We start from the raw sequence: 17,683 nt of genomic DNA on the forward strand, positions 1-17,683 counted from the left end.
GCCCGTGGGCGACGTGGGCTGGCGGGGGCGGCTCGGGCCGGCCGTCGGCATCGCGCCCGGCGCCCGGGTCGACAAGTTCGAGATCTTCTTCGACCTGGTCTTCGTCTTCTCGTTCTTCATCATCACCCGCGCCACCGCCGCCAACATCAACGGCCGCCAACTGCTGCACGCCGCACTGGTGCTGGCCGTGCTCTGGTGGTGCTGGGTGGTGCACACGGTTGTGGCCACCCGGATCCGCATCGGCGAGGGTTTCGTGCCGGTGCTGATGGTCGTCGGGATGGCCGCGCTGTTCTGCTTCGCCCTGTCCCTGCCGCAGGCGTTCATGGACCACAAGGAGGAGGCGGGTCCGGTCGTGGTCGCGGTCAGCTACGTGGTCATCCGGGCCATCCATCTGATCCTGTTCCTGCACGTCGTGCGCGACAACCCGACCGAACGCCGACAACTGCTCCGGTACGCCCCCGAGTTGGCGCTGAGCACCGCGCTGCTGCTGGTGGCCGCCCTGCTACCCACCCACATCGCCGATGCCGGGACCGCCGCGCTCGTCCGCGACGCACTCTGGGTGAGCGTGGTGCTGCTCCAGTACGGCACCGGTCTGCTGGCCCGTACCTGGGGCTGGCAGGTCACCTCGGCGGAGCACTGGACCGAACGGTACGACCTGATCCTGATCATCGCGCTCGGCGAGTCGGTGATCTCCGTCGGCGTCGGCAGCAACCTGCTCGGCCAGGCGCCGACCTGGCCCGGGGTGACCGCCGCGGTGCTCGGCATCTTCTTCACCGCCGCCCTGTGGTGGGTGCACTACGACCTGATCGGCCCGGCCGCCCGGATCGCCCTGCACGCCAGCCTGGGTCGCGCCCGGGTGCTGATGGCCCGCGACGCCTACGCCTACCTCTACCTGCCGATGATCGCCGGGATCATCCTGTTCGCCCTCGGCGCCGAGGGCATCGTGCACGACGTCGCCGAACCCGGCGTGCCGGTCGCCGAGCGGGCCCACGGGGCGAACGTGCCGATGCTGTTCGGCGGGGTGTTCCTCTACCTGCTCGGCAACATGGCCTTCCAGCTCCGTACCCTGCACACGCTGAGCTGGACCCGGGTCGCCACCCTGGTCGTCCTGCTCGCCGCCATCCCGGTCGCCATGCCGCTGCCCGGGCTGGTCGCCCTCGGCCTGCTCACCGCGATCTGCGTCGGCCTGGTCTTCGCCGAGGTCGTCTTCATGGCCGAAGCCCGGCACACGCTGCGCGCGGTGGTCTTCGAGGAGCGGACCGCCCACGAGACCCACGAGGCCGCCTACCGCGCCCGCTGGCACGGCCAACCCCCCGGCACGACGTGACCGCCGACATGGCCGGTCGCAGCGGCTGAGCGGTGCTGCGCTTGACTTCGAGTGCGCTCCAAGCGCGACGCTTGCCCGCATGACGACGACACGGAAACTGGGTCGCAGCGGCATCGAGGTCAGCGCCATCGGCATGGGCTGCTGGGCGATCGGCGGGCCACTGTGGGGTGACTACCGGCAGCCGCTGGGCTGGGGCGAGGTGGACGACGAGGAGTCGGTGCGGGCCGTGCACGCGGCGATCGAGCACGGGGTGACCTTCTTCGACACGGCCAGCAACTACGGGGCCGGCCACAGCGAGCGGGTGCTGGGCCGGGCGCTCGCCGGCCGTCGCGACCAGGTGGTGCTCGCCACCAAGTTCGGCTACACCGCCGAGGAGGCGACCCGCCGGGCCACCGGCGAGGACCACCGTCCCGAATACGCGGTGGCCAGCCTGGAGGCGTCGCTGCGCCGCCTCGGCACCGATCACGTCGACCTGTTGCAACTGCACCTGAACGACCTGGCGCCGGCGCTCGCACTCGACCTGGTCGACACGCTGGAGAGCATGGTCACCCAGGGCAAGATCCGGGCGTACGGGTGGAGCACCGACCACCCCGCCTCGGCTGCCGCCTTCGCCCCGGCCGCCCCGCACTGCACGGCGATCCAGCACGACCAGTCCGTGCTGCGGGACAACGCCGAGATGCTCGCGGTCTGCGACACGTACGACCTGGCCAGCATCAACCGGGGGCCGCTGGCGATGGGGCTGCTCACCGCCGCCACCCGGTCGCTGGGCGACGACGACGTGCGGGGGCGGGCACCGGAGTGGTTGCCCTGGTTCACCGACGGCCAGCCGGCACCGCAGTGGGCGCAGCGGGTGGCTCGGGTACGCGAGGCGCTCACCGTCGACGGCCGTACCCTCGCCCAGGGCGCGCTCGGCTGGCTGCTGGCGCGCAGCCCGCGTACGGTGCCGATTCCCGGGTTCCGCACGGTGGCCCAGGTGCAGGAGAACACCCGGGTGCTCACCCTCGGGCCGCTGCCCGCCGACGCCTACGACGAGGTGGAGCGGCACCTGTCGGCGCTTCGCTCGAACGGGGCCGTCACGCCGGCGTGACCGACTCGACCGGGCCGGGTCGTCGCGCGTACCCGAAGATGGAGGGCATGCGGATCCTCATGGCCGGCGCGTCCGGCTTCCTCGGCACCCGGCTGGTCGACCTGCTCGTGGCCGACGGGCACCAGGTGACCCGGCTGGTACGACGCCCGCCGCGCGCCGCCGACGAGCGACAGTGGTCGCCGTCGGCGGCGCAGTTGGACCCGGCGGTGGTCGCCGAGGCCGACGCGGTGATCAACCTGGCCGGCGCGGGCGTCGGCGACCGGCGTTGGAACGACAGGTACCGGCAGTTGATCCGGTCCAGCCGGGTGGACACCACCACCACCCTGGCCACCACGATCGCCGGTCTGCCCGTCGCGGACCGACCGGAGGTGCTGCTGAACTCCTCGGCGATCGGCTGGTACGGCAACACCGGTGACCGGGTGGTGGAGGAGGACGCGCCGGCCGGCGAGGGTTTCCTCGCCGACGTGGCCCGGGTGTGGGAGGCGGCCACCCGGCCGGCCGAGGACGCCGGGGTGCGGGTGGTGCGACTGCGTACCGGGCTGCCGCTGCACCGCGACGGTGGCCTGCTCAAGCCGCAACTGCTGCCGTTCAAGCTGGGTATCGCCGGTCGGCTCGGCAGCGGCCGGCAGTGGATTCCGTGGATCTCGATGACCGACTGGCTCAACGCGACCACGTTCCTGCTGGCCCGGGCCGACCTCGCCGGACCGGTGAACGTGGTCGGCCCGGCCCCGGTCACCAACGCCGAGTTCACCCGTGAGTTGGCCCGCCAATTGAACCGCCCCGCGGTCATCCCGATCCCGGCGCTGGCCCTGAAGGTGGCCCTGGGCGGCTTCGCCCAGGAGGCGTTGACCAGCACCCGAGTCCTCCCCGGCGTCCTCAACCGCGCCCAGTTCACCTTCCGCCACCCCGACCTCCGCACCGCCCTCCACGCCGCCCTCCACGCCGCCCTCCACGACTGACCGCCCGCCCCTCTCCGTGCACGCGTTGATCATGAGGTTGGCGGCGAAGATGATCTCCAGGACTGCCGCCAACCTCATGATCAACGGGGTGGGGGTGGGGTTAGCAGCCGATCACCCAGTGGTTGGGGGCGGTTTGGCGCAGGGTGGTGGTGTAGAAGGTGTTGTACAGGCCCATGCGCTGGTTGGAGCCGGTGGCGTAGGCGTAGCCGCCGGAGTGGTAGGCGCGGCCGGCGGTGACGTGGGCGTAGTTGCTGGCGGTGACGCAGGTCGGGGCGGCGGTGGGGGTCGGGCTCGCCGTCGGGGTGGGGCTCGCGGTCGGGGTCGGGCTCGGGGTCGGGGTCGTCGTGGGGGGCGGGGTGGTGCCGCCGTTCAGGCCGAAGAAGAGCGCGTCGTGGTACGTCGAGCAGATGGTGTCCAGGAAGTACGCGGCAGCGGTGCCGCACTGCTCCGCGCCCGAGCCCGGGTCGACGGGGGTGCCGTGACCCATCCCGGATACCCGGTGCACCCGGACCACGTCGTTGCCGTACACCTCGACGCTGGTGCCGGCCGGCAGTTGCCGGGTGCTGGTGGGCGTCTGCGAGACACCGAGCACGTTCGTCCACTGGTCACGGGACTCGGTGGCGTTCGCCGTCGCCACCGTGTAGTCGCTGGTCCCGTGCCAGATGGCCACCTTCGGACGGGCACCGGAGTATCCGGGGTAAGCGTTGCGGACCAGGTCGCCCCACTGCGCGGGAGTCTTGTCCACACCCGGGCTCATGCAGGAGAAGGCGTTGACCATGCTGGTGGCGCAGCGGTGCGGCAGCCCGGCGATGACCGAACCACCGGCGAAGACGTCCGGGTAGGTCGCGAGCATGGTGGCGCTCATCGCCCCGCCGGCCGACAGCCCGCTGACGTAGACCCGGTTGGCGGCCGTGCCGTACGCCGACCGCGCGTGGTCGACCATCTGCTTGATGGAGAGCGCCTCGCCCTGCCCCCGGGTCGTGTCGCCGGTCTCGAACCAGTTGAAGCAGGAACTGGAGTTGTTGGCCGACCGCTGCTCGGGCACGATCAGCGCGAACCGCCACTGGTCGGCGTACTTCTGCCAGCCGGAGTTGGTGAAGTAGCCGCTGGCGTTCTGGGCGCAGCCGTGCAGCAGCACCACGGCCGGGGCACCGGAGGGCAGGTTGTCCGGCCGGTACGCGTACATGGCGAGGTTGCCGGGGTTCGAACCGAAGCCGGTGACCTGGGTCAGGGTTGCGGCCTGGGCGGGCGCGGCGACGGCCACCAGCGCGGTGGCGGCCAGGGCCAGCCCGGCCAGCGCACCGGCGAGCCGGGTACGGGTGCGGCGCACGAGAGCCTCCATAGGGTGTGAGCTGGGTCACCAATGATTGCCGCGACGTTACGCAGTTGTGTCGCACCGATGACATGGTGGCCGTGCACACATTCGTCGATGCCCGGGTGTGGCACGGCGGGCCGGCGGCTACCTGCCGGGTCTGACCGGCGTGTACCGGTGCGGTTGGTAACGTCCGCTAGGTGCCCACCTCCCCGTCCGTGGCGTCCGCGCCCGCCTCACCGTCGCCGTCGCGGGTCGCCCGCGACCGCCGTACCGACCTGATCGTGGTGCTGGTCGCGTTGGCGCTGGCCGGTTGGGTGACCAGCGGGCTGTGGATCGACCCGAACGGACGGACGATCACCGTCAACTCCAGCGACCAGGCGCTGTTCGAGTGGCTGCTGGCCTTCGGCGGGCACGCGCTGACCCACGGGGACAACCCGCTCTACACCTATCTGATCAACGTCCCCGACGGGGTCAACCTCGCGGTCAACACCTCGATCACGGTGTACGCGGCGGTCTTCGCCCCGCTGACGTACCTGATCGGCCCGCCGGCCACCTTCCTGGTGATCCTCACCCTGAACCTGGCCGCCACCGCCATCGCCTGGTACTGGCTGCTCTCCCGGCACATGGTCCGCAGCCCGCTCGCCGCCGCGGTCGGCGGGCTGTTCATCGGCTTCTCCCCCGGGATGGTCTCGCACGCCAACGCCCACCTGAACTGGACCGCCGGCTGGCTGGTACCACTGCTGGTGTGGCGGCTGTTCGCGTTGCGCCGCCCTGGCCACTGGCTGCGCGACGGCGCCATCCTCGGCGTACTCGTCGCGGTCGCCTTCTCGATCGCCGCCGAGGGCCTGTTCTTCACCGCGCTGGCGCTCGGTCTCTTCGTCGCGGTCTGGGCGCTGCATCCGGCCAACCGGGCGGAGGCCCGCGCCGTCCTGCCGTCGTTCCTGCGCGGGCTGGTGGTCACCGCGGTGGTGGCCGGGGTGTTGCTGGCGTACCCGCTGTGGCTGCACTTCGCCGGACCGCAGCGGTTCCACGGCACCGGCTTCGACGCGGTGATCCACTCCGAGGACATCGCCGCGTACGCCGCCTACCCGCGCCGCTCGCTGGCGGGCGAGGCCGGGTTCGGCACCTCGCTGGCACCGAACCCGACCGAGGAGAACTCCTTCTTCGGGCTGCCGCTGCTGGTGCTGGCCATCGGCTGTTTCGTGCTGCTGTGGCGGGGCGGTGACGCACGCCGGCGGGCGACCCTGTGGGCCCTCGGGATCCTCGCGGTGGTGTTCACCGCGCTCTCCTTCGGGCCGGTGGCCAAGGTCGAGGGCCGGCGCACCGACCTGCCGATGCCCTTCGACCTGCTCGGGCACCTGCCGGTGGTGAACGCCGCGCTGCCCGCCCGGTTCGCGCTCGTGGTGACGCCGGTGATCGGCCTGCTGCTGGCGTACGCGGTGGACCAGTTGCGGCGCCGCCCGCCGTCGCGCCCGGCGGCGGTGGCGTGGACCGTCGGCTTCGCGGTGGCCCTGGTGCCCCTGTTCCCCACCCCGCTGCTGACCAGCGAACGCGAGCCGATTCCCCGTTTCATCACCTCCGGCGCCTGGCGGGACCACGTCTCCCCCGGCGGGGTGCTGACCCCGGCACCGCTCACCCTCGACGTCTACCCCGACGGTCAACGCTGGCAGGCGTACGCGCTGGCGCACCGGCAGGGCGAGTTCGCCATCCCGTCCGGGTTCTTCCTCGGCCCCGGCGGTCCCGACGACCGGGGCCGCATCGGTCCGGTGCCGCGCCCGTTCGGCGCGCTGCTGGACCAGGCCGCCCGCACCGGGCTGCCGCCGATCGTCACCGAGGGCACCCGCGAGGAGGTGCGCGCCGACCTGGAGCACTGGCGGATCGAGACGGTGGTGCTCGCCGACGAGGTGCACGGTGCCAAGTGGCCGGTCGACGAGGAGGCCGTCCGCCGCACCCTGGTCCTGCTCTTCGGCGAGCCGGAACGGGTCGAGGACGTCTGGGTGTGGCGGGTCCGCCGGTGACCGCGGCGGGTCCGGCGGCCAACGCGGCGGGTCCGGCGGTGAGCCGGCTCACCACTGGTGACCAGCGGGTACGGGTCTAGGCTGGACGGGTGACCGTGACGACCTCCGGCCTGACGGCCGTACGCGCCGGTGTCCTCGACTACGCCGCCGCCTGGGACGAACAGCGTCGCCTGCACGAGGCGGTGGTCACCGGCGGGCAGAATGACACCGTGCTGCTGCTGGAACATCCGAGCGTCTACACCGCGGGCAAGCGCACCGAGCCGTGGGACCGTCCGGTCGACGGCACCCCGGTGATCGACGTGGACCGGGGCGGCAAGATCACCTGGCACGGCCCGGGCCAGCTGGTGGGCTACCCGATCGTCCGCCTGCCCGACCCGGTCGACGTGGTCGCGTACGTGCGCCGGGTCGAGCAGTTGCTGATCGACGTCTGCGCCGAGTTCGGCCTGACCGCCGGCCGGGTCGAGGGACGCAGCGGGGTCTGGGTGCCGGCCGACGACCGCGGCCCGGAGCGTAAGGTCGCCGCGATCGGCATCCGGGTCGCCCGGGGTGTCACCCTGCACGGCTTCTCGATCAACTGCGACTGCGACCTGACCGCCTTCGACCGGATCGTGCCCTGCGGCATCCGCGACGCCGGCGTCACCTCGCTGACCGCCGAACTGAACCGCCCCGTCACCGTCACCGACGTCCTCCCCACAGTCGAACGCCACCTCCCCACCCTGCACCCCACCCCCTGAACCACCCCACCCACCAGACCCTTGGTTGATCAAGAAGTTTGCGTCGGGCCAGGGCGCGGATCCGGACGCAAACTTCTTGGTCAACTCCTCGTGCGACCGAGCCCGAGCAGCACTCCGAAGAGCGCCGCCGGCGGTGGTGGTCCCGTCGGACGTTGAAGGGTCAGGGGGTCAGGGGGTCAGGCGGTGGAGGTCGCGGGGGAAGGGGGTCACCTCGCGGATGTTGGGGGCGCCGGTGAGGCGGGCGACGAGGCGTTCCAGGCCGATGGCGAAGCCGCCGTGCGGGGGCATGCCGTGGCGGAAGGCGTCGACGTAGCCGGCGTACGGCTCCACCGGCTCACCTCGGGCGGTCAGCGCGGCCAGATAGTCGGCGTGCCGGTGCAGCCGCTGTCCGCCGGTGACCAGCTCGAGGCCCCGGAACAGCAGGTCGAAGCCGTTGGAGTAGCCCGGCCGTGCCGGGTCCGGATGGGTGTAGAAGGGCCGCTTCGCCATCGGGTACCCGGTGACGAAGAGGAACTCCGACCCGTGTTCGCGCCGGGCCCACTCCCCCAGCGCCCGTTCGTGCGCCGGGGCCAGGTCCGGTTCGTCGGCCGGCGCGCCGGCGATCCGCAGCGCGTCGGTGAAGTGCACCGCCGGGATCTGGTCCGGCACCGGTGGGGGCGTGACGCCGAGGGCGGCCAGCGCGGCACCGGCCCGGTCACCGACCGCGTCGAGCATCCCGGCGAGGGTGTCCCGCAGCACCGCCATCACGTCCCGGTGGTCGGTGACGAAACCCAGCTCGACGTCGAGCGAGGTGTACTGCGCCAGGTGTCGCACGGTGTCGTGCGGTTCGGCGCGGAACACCGGCCCGACCTCGTACACCCGCTCGAAGACCCCGACCATCAGCTGCTTGTAGAACTGCGGCGACTGGGCCAGGAACGCGGGCCGACCGAACCAGTCCAGGGCGAAGACGTTCGCCCCGCTCTCGGTTGCGGAGGCGACCACCTTCGGCGTCTGGATCTCCACGAAGCGGCGGGCGTCCAGGGCGGCCCGGAAGCCGGCCACCGCAGCGGCCGAGATCCGCAACGCGGCCGACCGGGTCGGGTGGCGCAGGGCGAGCGGGGCGTGGTCCAGCTGGGTCGGCAGGGTGGCGGTCAGGTCGGGTCGGTAGAGGTCGAACGGCGGTGTGTCGGCGGGCGGGCCGAGCGGCCGTACCGTCGGCTCGGTCAGCTCCAACCCGCCGGGGGCCGCCGCGTTCGCGACCACGGTGGCCACCACCTCGACGACGGTCTCCTCCGGCAGCGCCGCGACCTCGGCGCGCACCGCGGGGTCGGTGACGACCACCTGCGCGAGCCCGGCGGCGTCCCGGACGATCAGGAAGGCCACCGACTTGAGCAGCCGGCGGCGGTGGACCCAGCCGGCAACCCGGACGGTGCGCCCGGTGTACGGCGTGAGCTGGTCGGACAGGATGCGTTGCATGGCTACCTCCTCGATCAATCGCAACGCGATCCCCGGGAGGTGTGGGCGAGCGGGAAACCTCGCGGTGCCACCACACCTTCGCTCCCGACGGGACGGGAGCCTCGTTCGTCGCCTTTTCACCGGGGCCAGCCGGGCGGGGTCTACTGGGCGGCCGGGGTGACCCCGCTCCACCAGGGCCGGCACCGTACGCCGTTCTTCCCGCGGCTCGGGAGGGTCTTCGCGGGCCGGCGCCAGACCGCCTCGCAGCAACCGGCGGCTCTCTTCAACTGGCGGGTCGGTGCGCTACTCGGCTCCGTCGTCGCTGTTCGTCGGGCACCGTAACACCTCGCCGGACCGTCCTGTTACGTGGTTTTCCCGGCTCCGGTGTCCGGCGTCACAGCATTTCCGGGGTGACGGCCGTCGCCCGCCGTTCATCGACCGCCGCCGTCCGGCGTAGGCTCGTTTTGTGACGATCGAGCACTCCGCGCCGACGACCGGCCAGGCCGCGAGTACCGCGACGCCCGCACCCGAGGGGCGGCGACTGCTGCGGATCGAGGCACGCAACGCCGAGACGCCGATCGAGCGCAAACCGCCGTGGATCAAGGTCAAGGCCAAGATGGGCCCGGAGTACACCCAGCTGCGCGGGTTGGTCTCGCGCGAAGGGCTGCACACGGTGTGCCAGGAGGCCGGCTGTCCCAACATCTACGAATGCTGGGAGGACCGCGAGGCCACCTTCCTCATCGGCGGTGACCAGTGCACCCGCCGCTGCGACTTCTGCCAGATCGACACCGGCAAGCCGGCCGAGTTCGACGCCGACGAGCCGCGTCGGGTCGCCGAGTCGGTGGTCTCGATGGGGCTGCGGTACGCCACCATCACCGGCGTCGCCCGCGACGACCTGCCCGACGGCGGGGCCTGGCTCTACGCCGAGACGGTCCGGCAGATCCACGCCCTGCAGCCGGGCTGTGGCGTCGAGCTGTTGATCCCCGACTTCAACGCGGTACCCGAGCAGCTCGCCGAGGTCTTCGGCGCCCGGCCCGAGGTGCTCGCGCACAACGTGGAGACGGTCCCCCGGATCTTCAAGCGGATCCGGCCGGCCTTCCGCTACGAACGGTCCCTGGACGTCATCCGGCAGGCCCGCGCCGACGGCCTGGTCACCAAGAGCAACCTGATCCTCGGGATGGGCGAGGAGCGGGCCGAGATCTCCCAGGCTCTGCGCGACCTGCACGCCGCCGGCTGCGAGCTGATCACCATCACCCAGTACCTGCGCCCCTCCCCCCGGCACCACCCGGTGGAACGCTGGGTCAAGCCGGAGGAGTTCGTCGAGCTGCGCGAGGAGGCCGAGGAGATCGGCTTCGCCGGTGTGATGAGCGGCCCCCTGGTCCGCTCCTCCTACCGCGCCGGCCGCCTCTACCAGCAGGCGCTCGCCGCCCGCGAACACGCACCCCTCCCCACCCGCTGACCACCCCTGACCCCGTCGATCTCGCGGTCTTGGTCGCCGTCCTGCGGCTTGTGCGGCATTCGCACCGACCGGACGTGCAAGATCGACTAGGTCTGGGGTGAGGTCAGGGTTTGTCGGTGAGCAGGTTGAGGCGGTGGGCGAGGGCGGCGGCCTCCACCCGGTTGGTCACGTCCAGCTTGGCGATGATCCGGGAGACGTGCACGCTCGCGGTCTTGGGCGAGATGAACAACTGCTCGGCGATGCGGCTGTTGCTGTGTCCTGCGGCGACCAGGCGCAACACCTCGCGTTCCCGCTCGGTCAGCGGATCCGCGCCGGGCCGGCCCCGGCCCACGGCACGCAGGCCGACCCGGCGGGCGAGGGTGGCCGCCCGCTCGGCGAGCCGGACCGCGCCGAGCCCGTCGGCGAGCCCGGCCGCCTCGCTCACCGCCGCACCCACCGCGTCCCGCTGTCCCGCCCCCGCCGCGGCCTCGGCGTAACTGAGGAGCACCCGGGCCAGTTCCCCGGGCTGACCGGCGGTCCGCCAGGCCGCGACCGCCGTCCGCCAGGCGGCCAGCGCCTCGGTGTCGGACGCCTCGGCACCAGATCCCACGATGGCGATCACCTCGGCGGCGTACGCCTTCTCGGCGGGGAAGCGGGCCGCGACGCCGCCGGCCAACGCGGCGACCTCGGCGGCCGTGGCCTCGGCGGCGACGTGTCGGGCGACCCGCGCCGTCGCCGCCAGCAGCGGCCAGCTGTAGCGGGGACAGTCGACGATCGCCGGGTCGGTCAGGCTCGCCCGCGCCGCCCCCAGCGCCTCGGCCCGGTCGTCGGCCACGAGCGCCGCCTCCAGCCGCAGCAGGTGCAGCGGAAGCCGGTTGTGCGGATGCAGGTACGGCTTGCTGAGGAAGCTCAGCGCCCGGGCGACCGTCTCGTCGGCGCGGGGATGCCCCTGTGCCAGTCGCAGTGCCGCCCGCAGTTGCAGCCAGTGCAGCCCGGAGACACCTGGCGGGTCGAGCCGGGCCGCCTCGGCGCACACCTGGTCGGCCTCCGCCCAACGGCCCAGCGCCAGCAGCGCCTCCGCCCGGTTGGAGAGCAGGTACGCCCCGGTGGAGCGGCTGATGCCGACCCGACGCGCCTCGCTCACCCCGTCGGCGGCGGCCTGTGCCGACTCGTCGTACCGACCCAGCTCGTACAGCACGTCGGAGATGTGCACCAGCGCGCTGACCAGCGCCGGAGCGTCCCCGGCGGCCCGCGCCAGCGCCTCGCAGCGGCGCAGCTCGGCCAGCCCCAGATCCGCCGCGCCCTCCCGGCGTTTCAGCACCGCCAACTGCACCTGCAGCAGGGCACCGTCAGCGCCGGCCGCCTGCGCCGCGGTCACCACCTCGACGGCGATCCGGGCCGCGTCGGCGTGGTCGATGCGGGCCAGGTGATCGGCGAGGTCGGCGAGCAGCCGCAGCCGGTCCGGGCCGTCCGACACCCCGGACACCAGCCGGTACGCCTCCCGCAGCTCGGTGGCGCCGTCGCTCTTGCCGAGCATGGCCAGCATCCGGCCGCGCCGATCCAGCAACCGCGCCGCGCGCAGCGGCTCCGCACCGGTGTCGACCTCGTCCAGCGCGGCCCGGGTCAGGGTCAGGGCACGCTGGTAGTCACCGGCCGTGGTCGCCGCGCCGAGCGTCTCCTCCACCAGCGCGAGGTGGTCCATGCCGAGCCGGTCGGCGGCGTCGGGCACCAACTCCCACAGTTCCAGCACCCGTTCCAGCAGCCGGGTCTGCTCGGCGTACGCGTACCGGTCGGCGGCGGCGTCGGCGGCCGCCCGGGCGGCCACCAGGGCCCGGGGGTGGTCATGGGCGGCGTACCAGTGGTGGGCGATCTCGGCCGGTGCCCGGCCGGCGGCGACCAGGTGCGGCTGCGCCTCGATGGCCGCGGCGAACCGGGCGTGCAGCCGGGCGTGTTCGCCGGGCAGCAACTCGTCGTGGACCGCCTCACGGACCAGCGCGTGGCGGAACTCGTAGTCACCGTCCGGGTCGGCGACCAGCAGCTGCGCGGCGACGGCGGCCCGTACCGCGTCGTCCAGCTCCGCCTCGGGCAGTCCGGCGACCTCGGCGAGCAGTTGGTGTGCCAGTCGGTTGCCGCCGGCGGCGGCGATCCGCAGCACCCGCTGGGCCGACTCGGGCAGCCGGTCGACCCGGGCCAGCAGCAGATCGCGCAGTGTCTCCGGCAGCGCGGCGCAGCCGATCGGACTGCCGGCGGCGGCGAGTTCCTCGATGAACAGGGGGTTTCCCTGCGTACGGTCGTGGATGTCGTCGACCGCCCGGGCGGCCGGCTCGGCGCCCAGCAGCCCGGCGAGGACCGCCCCGGTGCCGTCCCGCTCCAGCCGGGACAGCTCGACCCGTTCGACGCCCCGGGCCCGGTCCAGCTCGGCCAGGAAGGGCCGCAACGGGTGGCCCCGGTGCAGCTCGTCGGTGCGATAGGTGCAGATCAGCAGCAGCGGGCCGGGGTGGCCCGCCCGCACCAGGAAACCGATGAGATCGCGGGTCGACCGGTCCGCCCAGTGCAGATCCTCGATCGCCACGATCAGTGGTCGCGCGGCGGCGAGCCGGCCGAACAGCTGGGCGACCAGGTCGAACAGGTAACCCCGGGGGGCGTCCGAGGGGTGCGCCACGGCGGGTGCGGTGGCGCCGGCCGGACGGGCCAGCTCCGGCAGCAGGCGGGCGAACTCGGCGTCGTACCCGTCGAGGACGCCGGTCCCGTCGCGGCGCAGCACCGCCCGCAGGACCGCGGCGAACGGGGCGAACGGCAGGCCGGCCTCGCCGAGTTCGAGGCACTGCCCGACCAGCAGGCGGGCGTCGTCACCGACGGCGCGGCCGAACTCCTCCAGCAGGCGGGTCTTGCCGACCCCGGCCTCGCCGCCGACCAGGAGGGTGACCGGCTCCCCGGCGCGGACGCGGGCGACCGCTTCGCGTAGCCGGGTCATCTCCCGCTGGCGGCCGACGAGGACGGTACTGGTGGGGCGGACGGTCACGGCACCGAGCATGCCACGCCCGGCCTCGCCGCCCCGCCGGCCGTTCCCCCCGGCCCCGTCCGCCGGGCCGCTGCTGGTGCCTGTCGCGCTGCCCGTGATCGTGCCGGCCCCGGTGGTCGTGCCGGTGGCGGTGCCTCCGCCGGTGACCGTACTCCCGCCGGCCCCGACACCGGTGGTGGTGTCGGGGCGGGAACGGTGCGGTTGGTCCTCCCCCACGGCTCAGTGGCGGGCCTCGTCGGTGTGCGTCCGATGCTGCCGGCGGTGCAGCCAACCGCGTGCCGAGCGGTGCGGCAGCGACCGCGCCAGCCGGTCCCGGGCGGCGTCGGCCCGCAGCTCCGCCGCGTGCGTACGGTAGAGGGTGAGCATGAGATTGGCGTCGTGACCGAACATGTCGCGCTCCCTGCGATCGTCGTCAACCGATGACACCGACTCTGCTCGCGAAGGTGCCGCCGGGGCATGGGCACGGTGCCTGATCTGTGCCCGCTCGCCCTCCTTACGCCGGGTCGCTGGCGGCGGGTCGGGGTCGTAAGGTACTCAGCCGGCCGCGGATCAACTGTGCGGCGGGCGCCCACTAGACTCGACGTCATGGCAAAGCCCCAGGAGAAGGTCTCGTTCGGCCAGCGGCTGAAGCAGATCGGGTTGGTGTTCCGGTTCACCGCCAAGCAGGACAAGTGGTTCGCCCCCTTGGCCACCGGTGCGGTGCTGATCCCGCTCGCGTTGACCGTGGTCGCGGTCGCGCTCTGGGGCTGGCTCTGGTTGCCGCTGGGCATCCTGTTCGCCCTGCTCTGCCTGTTGATCGTGCTCAACCTGCGGTCGAACCGGGCGATGATGAACGCGGCCGAGGGGCAGCCGGGTGCCGCCGCCCAGATCATGGAGAACATGCGCGGTGACTGGCGGGTGTCCCCGGCGGTCAGCTCGACCACCCAGATGGACATGGTGCACCTGGTCATCGGGCGACCCGGCGTGATCCTGCTGGCGGAGGGCAATCCGCAGCGGGTCCGCGGCCTGCTCGGCCAGGAGAAGCGGCGGCTGGCCAAGGTGATCGGCAATGCCCCGCTCTACGACTACGTCATCGGGCAGGACGAGGGCGAGCTGCCGATCCGCAAGCTGCGGATGACGCTGATGCGGCTGCCCCGCAACCTGAGCGGCAAGGACGTCAACTCCCTGGACAAGCGCCTCAAGGCGCTCACCTCTCGCCCGCAGATGCCCAAGGGAGCCATCCCGAAGAACCTCCGCCCGCCGCGCGGCGCGTCCCGCCAGATGCGCGGCCGCTGAGCCGGCACACCGGGGAGCGGGTCAGCGCGGGACGGGGGTGACGACCGAGCCGGTGAGGCGGTCGTGCAGACCGCGCCGGTGCTGGTCCATCAGCAGGGCGGGGACGACCAGGGCCAGCAGCACCCCCCGTAGCAGCGCCCGGAGCAGACCGATCCGGCCGCCGTCGGTCCAGTCGACGCACCGGATCCTGGTCAGGTACATGCCGGGTGTCTGGGCGAACAGCCCCAGGAAGACCCCGTACAGCAGGATCAGCACCAGCACCGGTGCCCACGCGTCCCGGGTGGGGCTGGCGAACAGGCCCGACGCGAGAAGGCAGAGAATCCAGTCGACGACCAGGGCCCCGAACCGACGCCCGAGGTCGGCCGGGACGAAGTCGGGGTCCGTGGCGGGGGGCGGTGACGGGCGCGGCTGGGTGGTCACCCGGACGAGCCTAGTCAGCGCCGGAGCCGCGCCGAGTGCGGGCCCGACGCACGGTGCGAGGCGAACCGGATCGGTGCCGGGCCGCGCCGACGCGTGGTGCCAAAAAGGACCAATCTCATCAAGGTTCACTACACTGGCACAGCCGGACCCGTCCCTCGGGTTGAGGTGCCCGGGTCAGGCACCGAGGTGACCGAACGCGAGGGACGTAACACGGCAGAAACACTGGAGACATGGCCGGGCAACCGCACGGCCATAGCGTCGCCAGGAGCCTAGCTATCCGTGGACGTGCCAGGAGGACGAGTGTTCGCCAATCCCGAGGAACTCCTGCGTTACCTCAAGAACGAGGACGTGAAGTTCGTCGACGTTCGTTTCTGTGACCTGCCCGGCGTCATGCAGCACTTCAACCTGCCGGTGGAGTCCGTCGACGACGACTTCTTCACCAACGGTCTCGCTTTCGACGGGTCGTCGATCCGCGGCTTCCAGGCGATCCACGAGTCGGACATGCTCCTGCTCCCGGACGTCGCCACCGCCTTCATCGACCCGTTCCGCGCGCAGAAGACCCTCGCGCTGAACTTCTTCATCCACGACCCGTTCACCCGCGAGGCGTACTCGCGTGACCCGCGCAACGTGGCGAAGAAGGCCGAGGCCTACCTCGCCGCCAGCGGCATCGCCGACACCGCCTACTTCGGTCCGGAGGCGGAGTTCTACATCTTCGACTCCATCCGTCACGAGACCTCCGCGCACCAGGCGTACTACTACATCGACTCGATCGAGGGCGCCTGGAACACCGGTCGTGAGGAGGAGGGCGGCAACCGCGGCTACAAGACCGCGTACAAGGGTGGCTACTTCCCGGTGCCGCCGGTCGACCACTACGCCGACCTGCGTGACCAGATCGTCCGCCGGCTGATCGACACCGGTTTCACCGTGGAACGCTCGCACCACGAGGTCGGCACCGCTGGCCAGGCGGAGATCAACTACAAGTTCTCCACCCTGCTGCACGCCGGTGACCAGCTCCAGCTCTTCAAGTACATCGTGAAGAACACCGCCTGGGCCGCCGGCAAGACCGCCACCTTCATGCCGAAGCCGCTCTTCGGCGACAACGGCTCCGGCATGCACACCCACCAGAGCCTCTGGCTGGGCGGCGAGCCGCTGTTCTACGACGAGACCGGCTACGCCGGCCTGTCCGACACCGCCCGCTGGTACATCGGCGGTCTGCTGCACCACGCGCCGTCGCTGCTGGCCTTCACCAACCCGACGGTCAACTCGTACCGTCGCCTGGTGCCGGGCTTCGAGGCGCCGGTCAACCTGGTCTACTCGCAGCGCAACCGCTCCGCCTGCACCCGCATCCCGGTCACCGGCAGCAACCCGAAGGCCAAGCGGGTCGAGTTCCGGGTGCCGGACCCGTCGGCGAACGTCTACCTCGCCTTCTCGGCGATGCTGATGGCCGGCCTGGACGGCATCAAGAGCAAGATCGAGCCGCCGGCGCCGATCGACAAGGACCTCTACGACCTTCCGCCGGAGGAGTGGGGCGACGTCAAGCAGGTGCCGGGCTCGCTGCCGGCCGTGCTGGACTCGCTCGAGGCCGACCACGACTACCTGCTCGACGGCGGCGTCTTCACCCCCGACCTGATCTCCACCTGGATCGACTGGAAGCGGGCCAACGAGGTCGACCCGGTGCGTCTGCGCCCGACCCCGCACGAGTTCGCGATGTACTTCGACTGCTGAGCCTGAACAAGGCACTGACCTGGGCCAACAGGATCACCACTGATCTTGGGTACAGGTCGGGTACAACCTGACGGACGGCGGTCATGCCCGGCTCACAGCTGGCATGGCCGCCGTTCCGCGTTGGCCGAAGCGCGCCGTCGATGAGCAGCCGAGTCCGGTCGAGCACGTCCGGCCACTCGTGGACGTAGGTGTTGAGCGTGACGGTCGGCGTGCTGTGCCCGAGCGCGAGCTGGACCGTCTTAACCGATGCGCCCGCGTGGATCAGCACCGTCGCGTAGTGCCGCAGTCCGTGTATCCCCCACCGCGCCGGAAGGCTCGGGGCGCGCAGCGCCTGCCGCTTCGCTCCCGGCGGTGGCCACGCGAGCCCGGCGGACACGCCGGAGCCTCGGCGCTCCATCGCTGGAGTTCCGAGGCTTGCGGTCGCCAACTGCTATCGAAGCTCGTAAGTGAACCGGTCGTTCCACCCGAACCGTTCGTCCTGCTCGACAACGCGGTCCAGCACATCACGGATGCGGTCGAACTCCGTCGCGCCGAGCTGGCGTCGGCTGACACTCGCGTCGTGCCAGAGGAGCTGCACCGGTCGATCGATGTCGGTGGAGAGTCGATCCCAGAGGGCGTCAAGGTTGCGGCCGTAGTAGGGGCCGAAGTCGAGCTGGCTCTCCAAGATTCGGTGGAAGTCCTGCTCCGACCGCACATCCGCCCCATGAACCTCGACCAGCATTCCGCCCCCATCGCCTTCGCAATGCGCCTCATTATCGGGGCAACGACACTCGCCGAACGATGCGATCATCGGCGAGGTCGCGGCCCTCTCCGACGGCCGGCTCTCGCTGCGCCCCGGCACCCTCTACGGCGCGCTGGACCGGCTCACCGACGCGGGCCTGGTCGAACTCGACCGGGAGGAGACCGTCGAAGGGCGGCTGCATGAGCAC

At 72.0% G+C, this 17,683-nt stretch carries 15 protein-coding genes and 1 pseudogene; 9 read left to right on the plus strand and 7 right to left on the minus strand.

The features are described 5' to 3' along the window. Window positions 1-4: 4 nt before the first annotated feature. The 3 genes from O7605_RS01630 (at window position 5) to O7605_RS01640 (ending at window position 3,373) form a co-directional block, all read left to right on the plus strand. Complete coding sequence (locus tag O7605_RS01630) at window positions 5-1,327, plus strand: low temperature requirement protein A (RefSeq protein ID WP_269737570.1); 1,323 nt, start codon at window positions 5-7, stop codon at window positions 1,325-1,327. 79 nt (window positions 1,328-1,406) lie between these two features. Then, window positions 1,407-2,414: an aldo/keto reductase gene (locus O7605_RS01635; RefSeq protein WP_269737571.1), complete on the plus strand. Its 1,008-nt coding sequence runs from the start codon at window positions 1,407-1,409 to the stop codon at window positions 2,412-2,414. A gap of 47 nt (window positions 2,415-2,461) precedes the next feature. Next, the gene (locus tag O7605_RS01640) at window positions 2,462-3,373 is read left to right on the plus strand and encodes a TIGR01777 family oxidoreductase (protein WP_269737572.1); all 912 of its coding nucleotides are present in this window, start codon (window positions 2,462-2,464) and stop codon (window positions 3,371-3,373) included. A 100-nt stretch (window positions 3,374-3,473) separates the two neighbouring features. On the opposite strand, the gene O7605_RS01645 is transcribed toward O7605_RS01640, so the two are convergent. Further along, window positions 3,474-4,703, minus strand: coding sequence for an extracellular catalytic domain type 1 short-chain-length polyhydroxyalkanoate depolymerase (locus O7605_RS01645; protein WP_269737573.1), 1,230 nt, complete (start codon window positions 4,701-4,703; stop codon window positions 3,474-3,476). A 182-nt stretch (window positions 4,704-4,885) separates the two neighbouring features. Between O7605_RS01645 and O7605_RS01650 the strand changes: the two genes are divergently transcribed. Both O7605_RS01650 and lipB read left to right on the plus strand, forming a co-directional pair. Continuing rightward, the gene (locus O7605_RS01650; protein WP_269737574.1) at window positions 4,886-6,706 is read left to right on the plus strand and encodes a DUF2079 domain-containing protein; all 1,821 of its coding nucleotides are present in this window, start codon (window positions 4,886-4,888) and stop codon (window positions 6,704-6,706) included. Window positions 6,707-6,795: 89 nt separating this feature from the next. Then, window positions 6,796-7,440: a lipoyl(octanoyl) transferase LipB gene (gene lipB / locus O7605_RS01655; protein WP_269737575.1), complete on the plus strand. Its 645-nt coding sequence runs from the start codon at window positions 6,796-6,798 to the stop codon at window positions 7,438-7,440. A gap of 168 nt (window positions 7,441-7,608) precedes the next feature. Here lipB and aspS read toward each other — a convergent pair whose 3' ends face one another. After that, on the minus strand, window positions 7,609-8,895 hold the full coding sequence (gene aspS, locus O7605_RS01660) for an aspartate--tRNA(Asn) ligase (RefSeq protein ID WP_269737576.1): 1,287 nt from the start codon (window positions 8,893-8,895) through the stop codon (window positions 7,609-7,611). A gap of 445 nt (window positions 8,896-9,340) precedes the next feature. Between aspS and lipA the strand changes: the two genes are divergently transcribed. Further along, window positions 9,341-10,333, plus strand: coding sequence for a lipoyl synthase (lipA, locus tag O7605_RS01665; RefSeq protein WP_269737577.1), 993 nt, complete (start codon window positions 9,341-9,343; stop codon window positions 10,331-10,333). A 103-nt stretch (window positions 10,334-10,436) separates the two neighbouring features. Here the strand turns inward: lipA and O7605_RS01670 are convergent, their stop codons facing one another. Together O7605_RS01670 and O7605_RS01675 are read right to left on the minus strand one after the other, a co-directional pair. Then, a complete protein-coding gene (locus tag O7605_RS01670; protein WP_269737578.1) occupies window positions 10,437-13,334 on the minus strand; it encodes an ATP-binding protein in 2,898 nt (965 codons plus the stop codon). Window positions 13,335-13,553: 219 nt separating this feature from the next. Next, window positions 13,554-13,724: a hypothetical protein gene (locus O7605_RS01675; RefSeq protein WP_269737579.1), complete on the minus strand. Its 171-nt coding sequence runs from the start codon at window positions 13,722-13,724 to the stop codon at window positions 13,554-13,556. 195 nt (window positions 13,725-13,919) lie between these two features. On the opposite strand from O7605_RS01675, the gene O7605_RS01680 reads away from it, so the two are divergent. Beyond that, on the plus strand, window positions 13,920-14,609 hold the full coding sequence (locus O7605_RS01680) for a DUF4191 domain-containing protein (RefSeq protein ID WP_093401255.1): 690 nt from the start codon (window positions 13,920-13,922) through the stop codon (window positions 14,607-14,609). A gap of 21 nt (window positions 14,610-14,630) precedes the next feature. On the opposite strand, the gene O7605_RS01685 is transcribed toward O7605_RS01680, so the two are convergent. Beyond that, the gene (locus O7605_RS01685; RefSeq protein WP_269737580.1) at window positions 14,631-15,029 is read right to left on the minus strand and encodes an RDD family protein; all 399 of its coding nucleotides are present in this window, start codon (window positions 15,027-15,029) and stop codon (window positions 14,631-14,633) included. Between the two features lie 300 nt (window positions 15,030-15,329). On the opposite strand from O7605_RS01685, the gene glnA reads away from it, so the two are divergent. Beyond that, window positions 15,330-16,754, plus strand: a complete 1,425-nt coding sequence (gene glnA / locus O7605_RS01690; RefSeq protein ID WP_164449279.1) for a type I glutamate--ammonia ligase — start codon at window positions 15,330-15,332, stop codon at window positions 16,752-16,754. Here the strand turns inward: glnA and O7605_RS01695 are convergent. After that, window positions 16,645-17,151 (minus strand): tyrosine-type recombinase/integrase, encoded by a 507-nt coding sequence (locus tag O7605_RS01695; protein ID WP_269737581.1) that lies wholly within the window; start codon window positions 17,149-17,151, stop codon window positions 16,645-16,647. The two genes, glnA and O7605_RS01695, sit on opposite strands and share 110 nt — an antisense overlap. A gap of 33 nt (window positions 17,152-17,184) precedes the next feature. After that, window positions 17,185-17,544 carry a barstar family protein gene (locus O7605_RS01700; RefSeq protein WP_332317103.1) on the minus strand — a complete coding sequence of 120 codons (360 nt, stop codon included), beginning with the start codon at window positions 17,542-17,544 and terminating at the stop codon, window positions 17,185-17,187. Between O7605_RS01700 and O7605_RS01705 the strand changes: the two are divergent. Next, window positions 17,540-17,683: pseudogene (locus O7605_RS01705) on the plus strand (helix-turn-helix transcriptional regulator); the annotation flags it as partial. The gene O7605_RS01700 and the pseudogene O7605_RS01705 overlap by 5 nt on opposite strands.

The organism is Verrucosispora sp. WMMA2121 (genome assembly GCF_027460185.1).
GTDB lineage: Bacteria > Actinomycetota > Actinomycetes > Mycobacteriales > Micromonosporaceae > Micromonospora > Micromonospora palythoicola.

Excerpts from the sequence above, each read along its gene's own strand:
- O7605_RS01675 (WP_269737579.1), bottom strand. The coding sequence starts at position 13,724 with ATGTTCGGTCACGACGCCAATCTCATGCTCACCCTCTACCGTACGCAC.
- O7605_RS01700 (WP_332317103.1), bottom strand. The coding sequence starts at position 17,544 with ATGATCGCATCGTTCGGCGAGTGTCGTTGCCCCGATAATGAGGCGCAT.
- O7605_RS01640 (WP_269737572.1), top strand. The coding sequence starts at position 2,462 with ATGCGGATCCTCATGGCCGGCGCGTCCGGCTTCCTCGGCACCCGGCTG.
- aspS (WP_269737576.1), bottom strand. The coding sequence starts at position 8,895 with ATGCAACGCATCCTGTCCGACCAGCTCACGCCGTACACCGGGCGCACC.
- O7605_RS01635 (WP_269737571.1), top strand. The coding sequence starts at position 1,407 with ATGACGACGACACGGAAACTGGGTCGCAGCGGCATCGAGGTCAGCGCC.
- O7605_RS01695 (WP_269737581.1), bottom strand. The coding sequence starts at position 17,151 with ATGGAGCGCCGAGGCTCCGGCGTGTCCGCCGGGCTCGCGTGGCCACCG.
- O7605_RS01680 (WP_093401255.1), top strand. The coding sequence starts at position 13,920 with ATGGCAAAGCCCCAGGAGAAGGTCTCGTTCGGCCAGCGGCTGAAGCAG.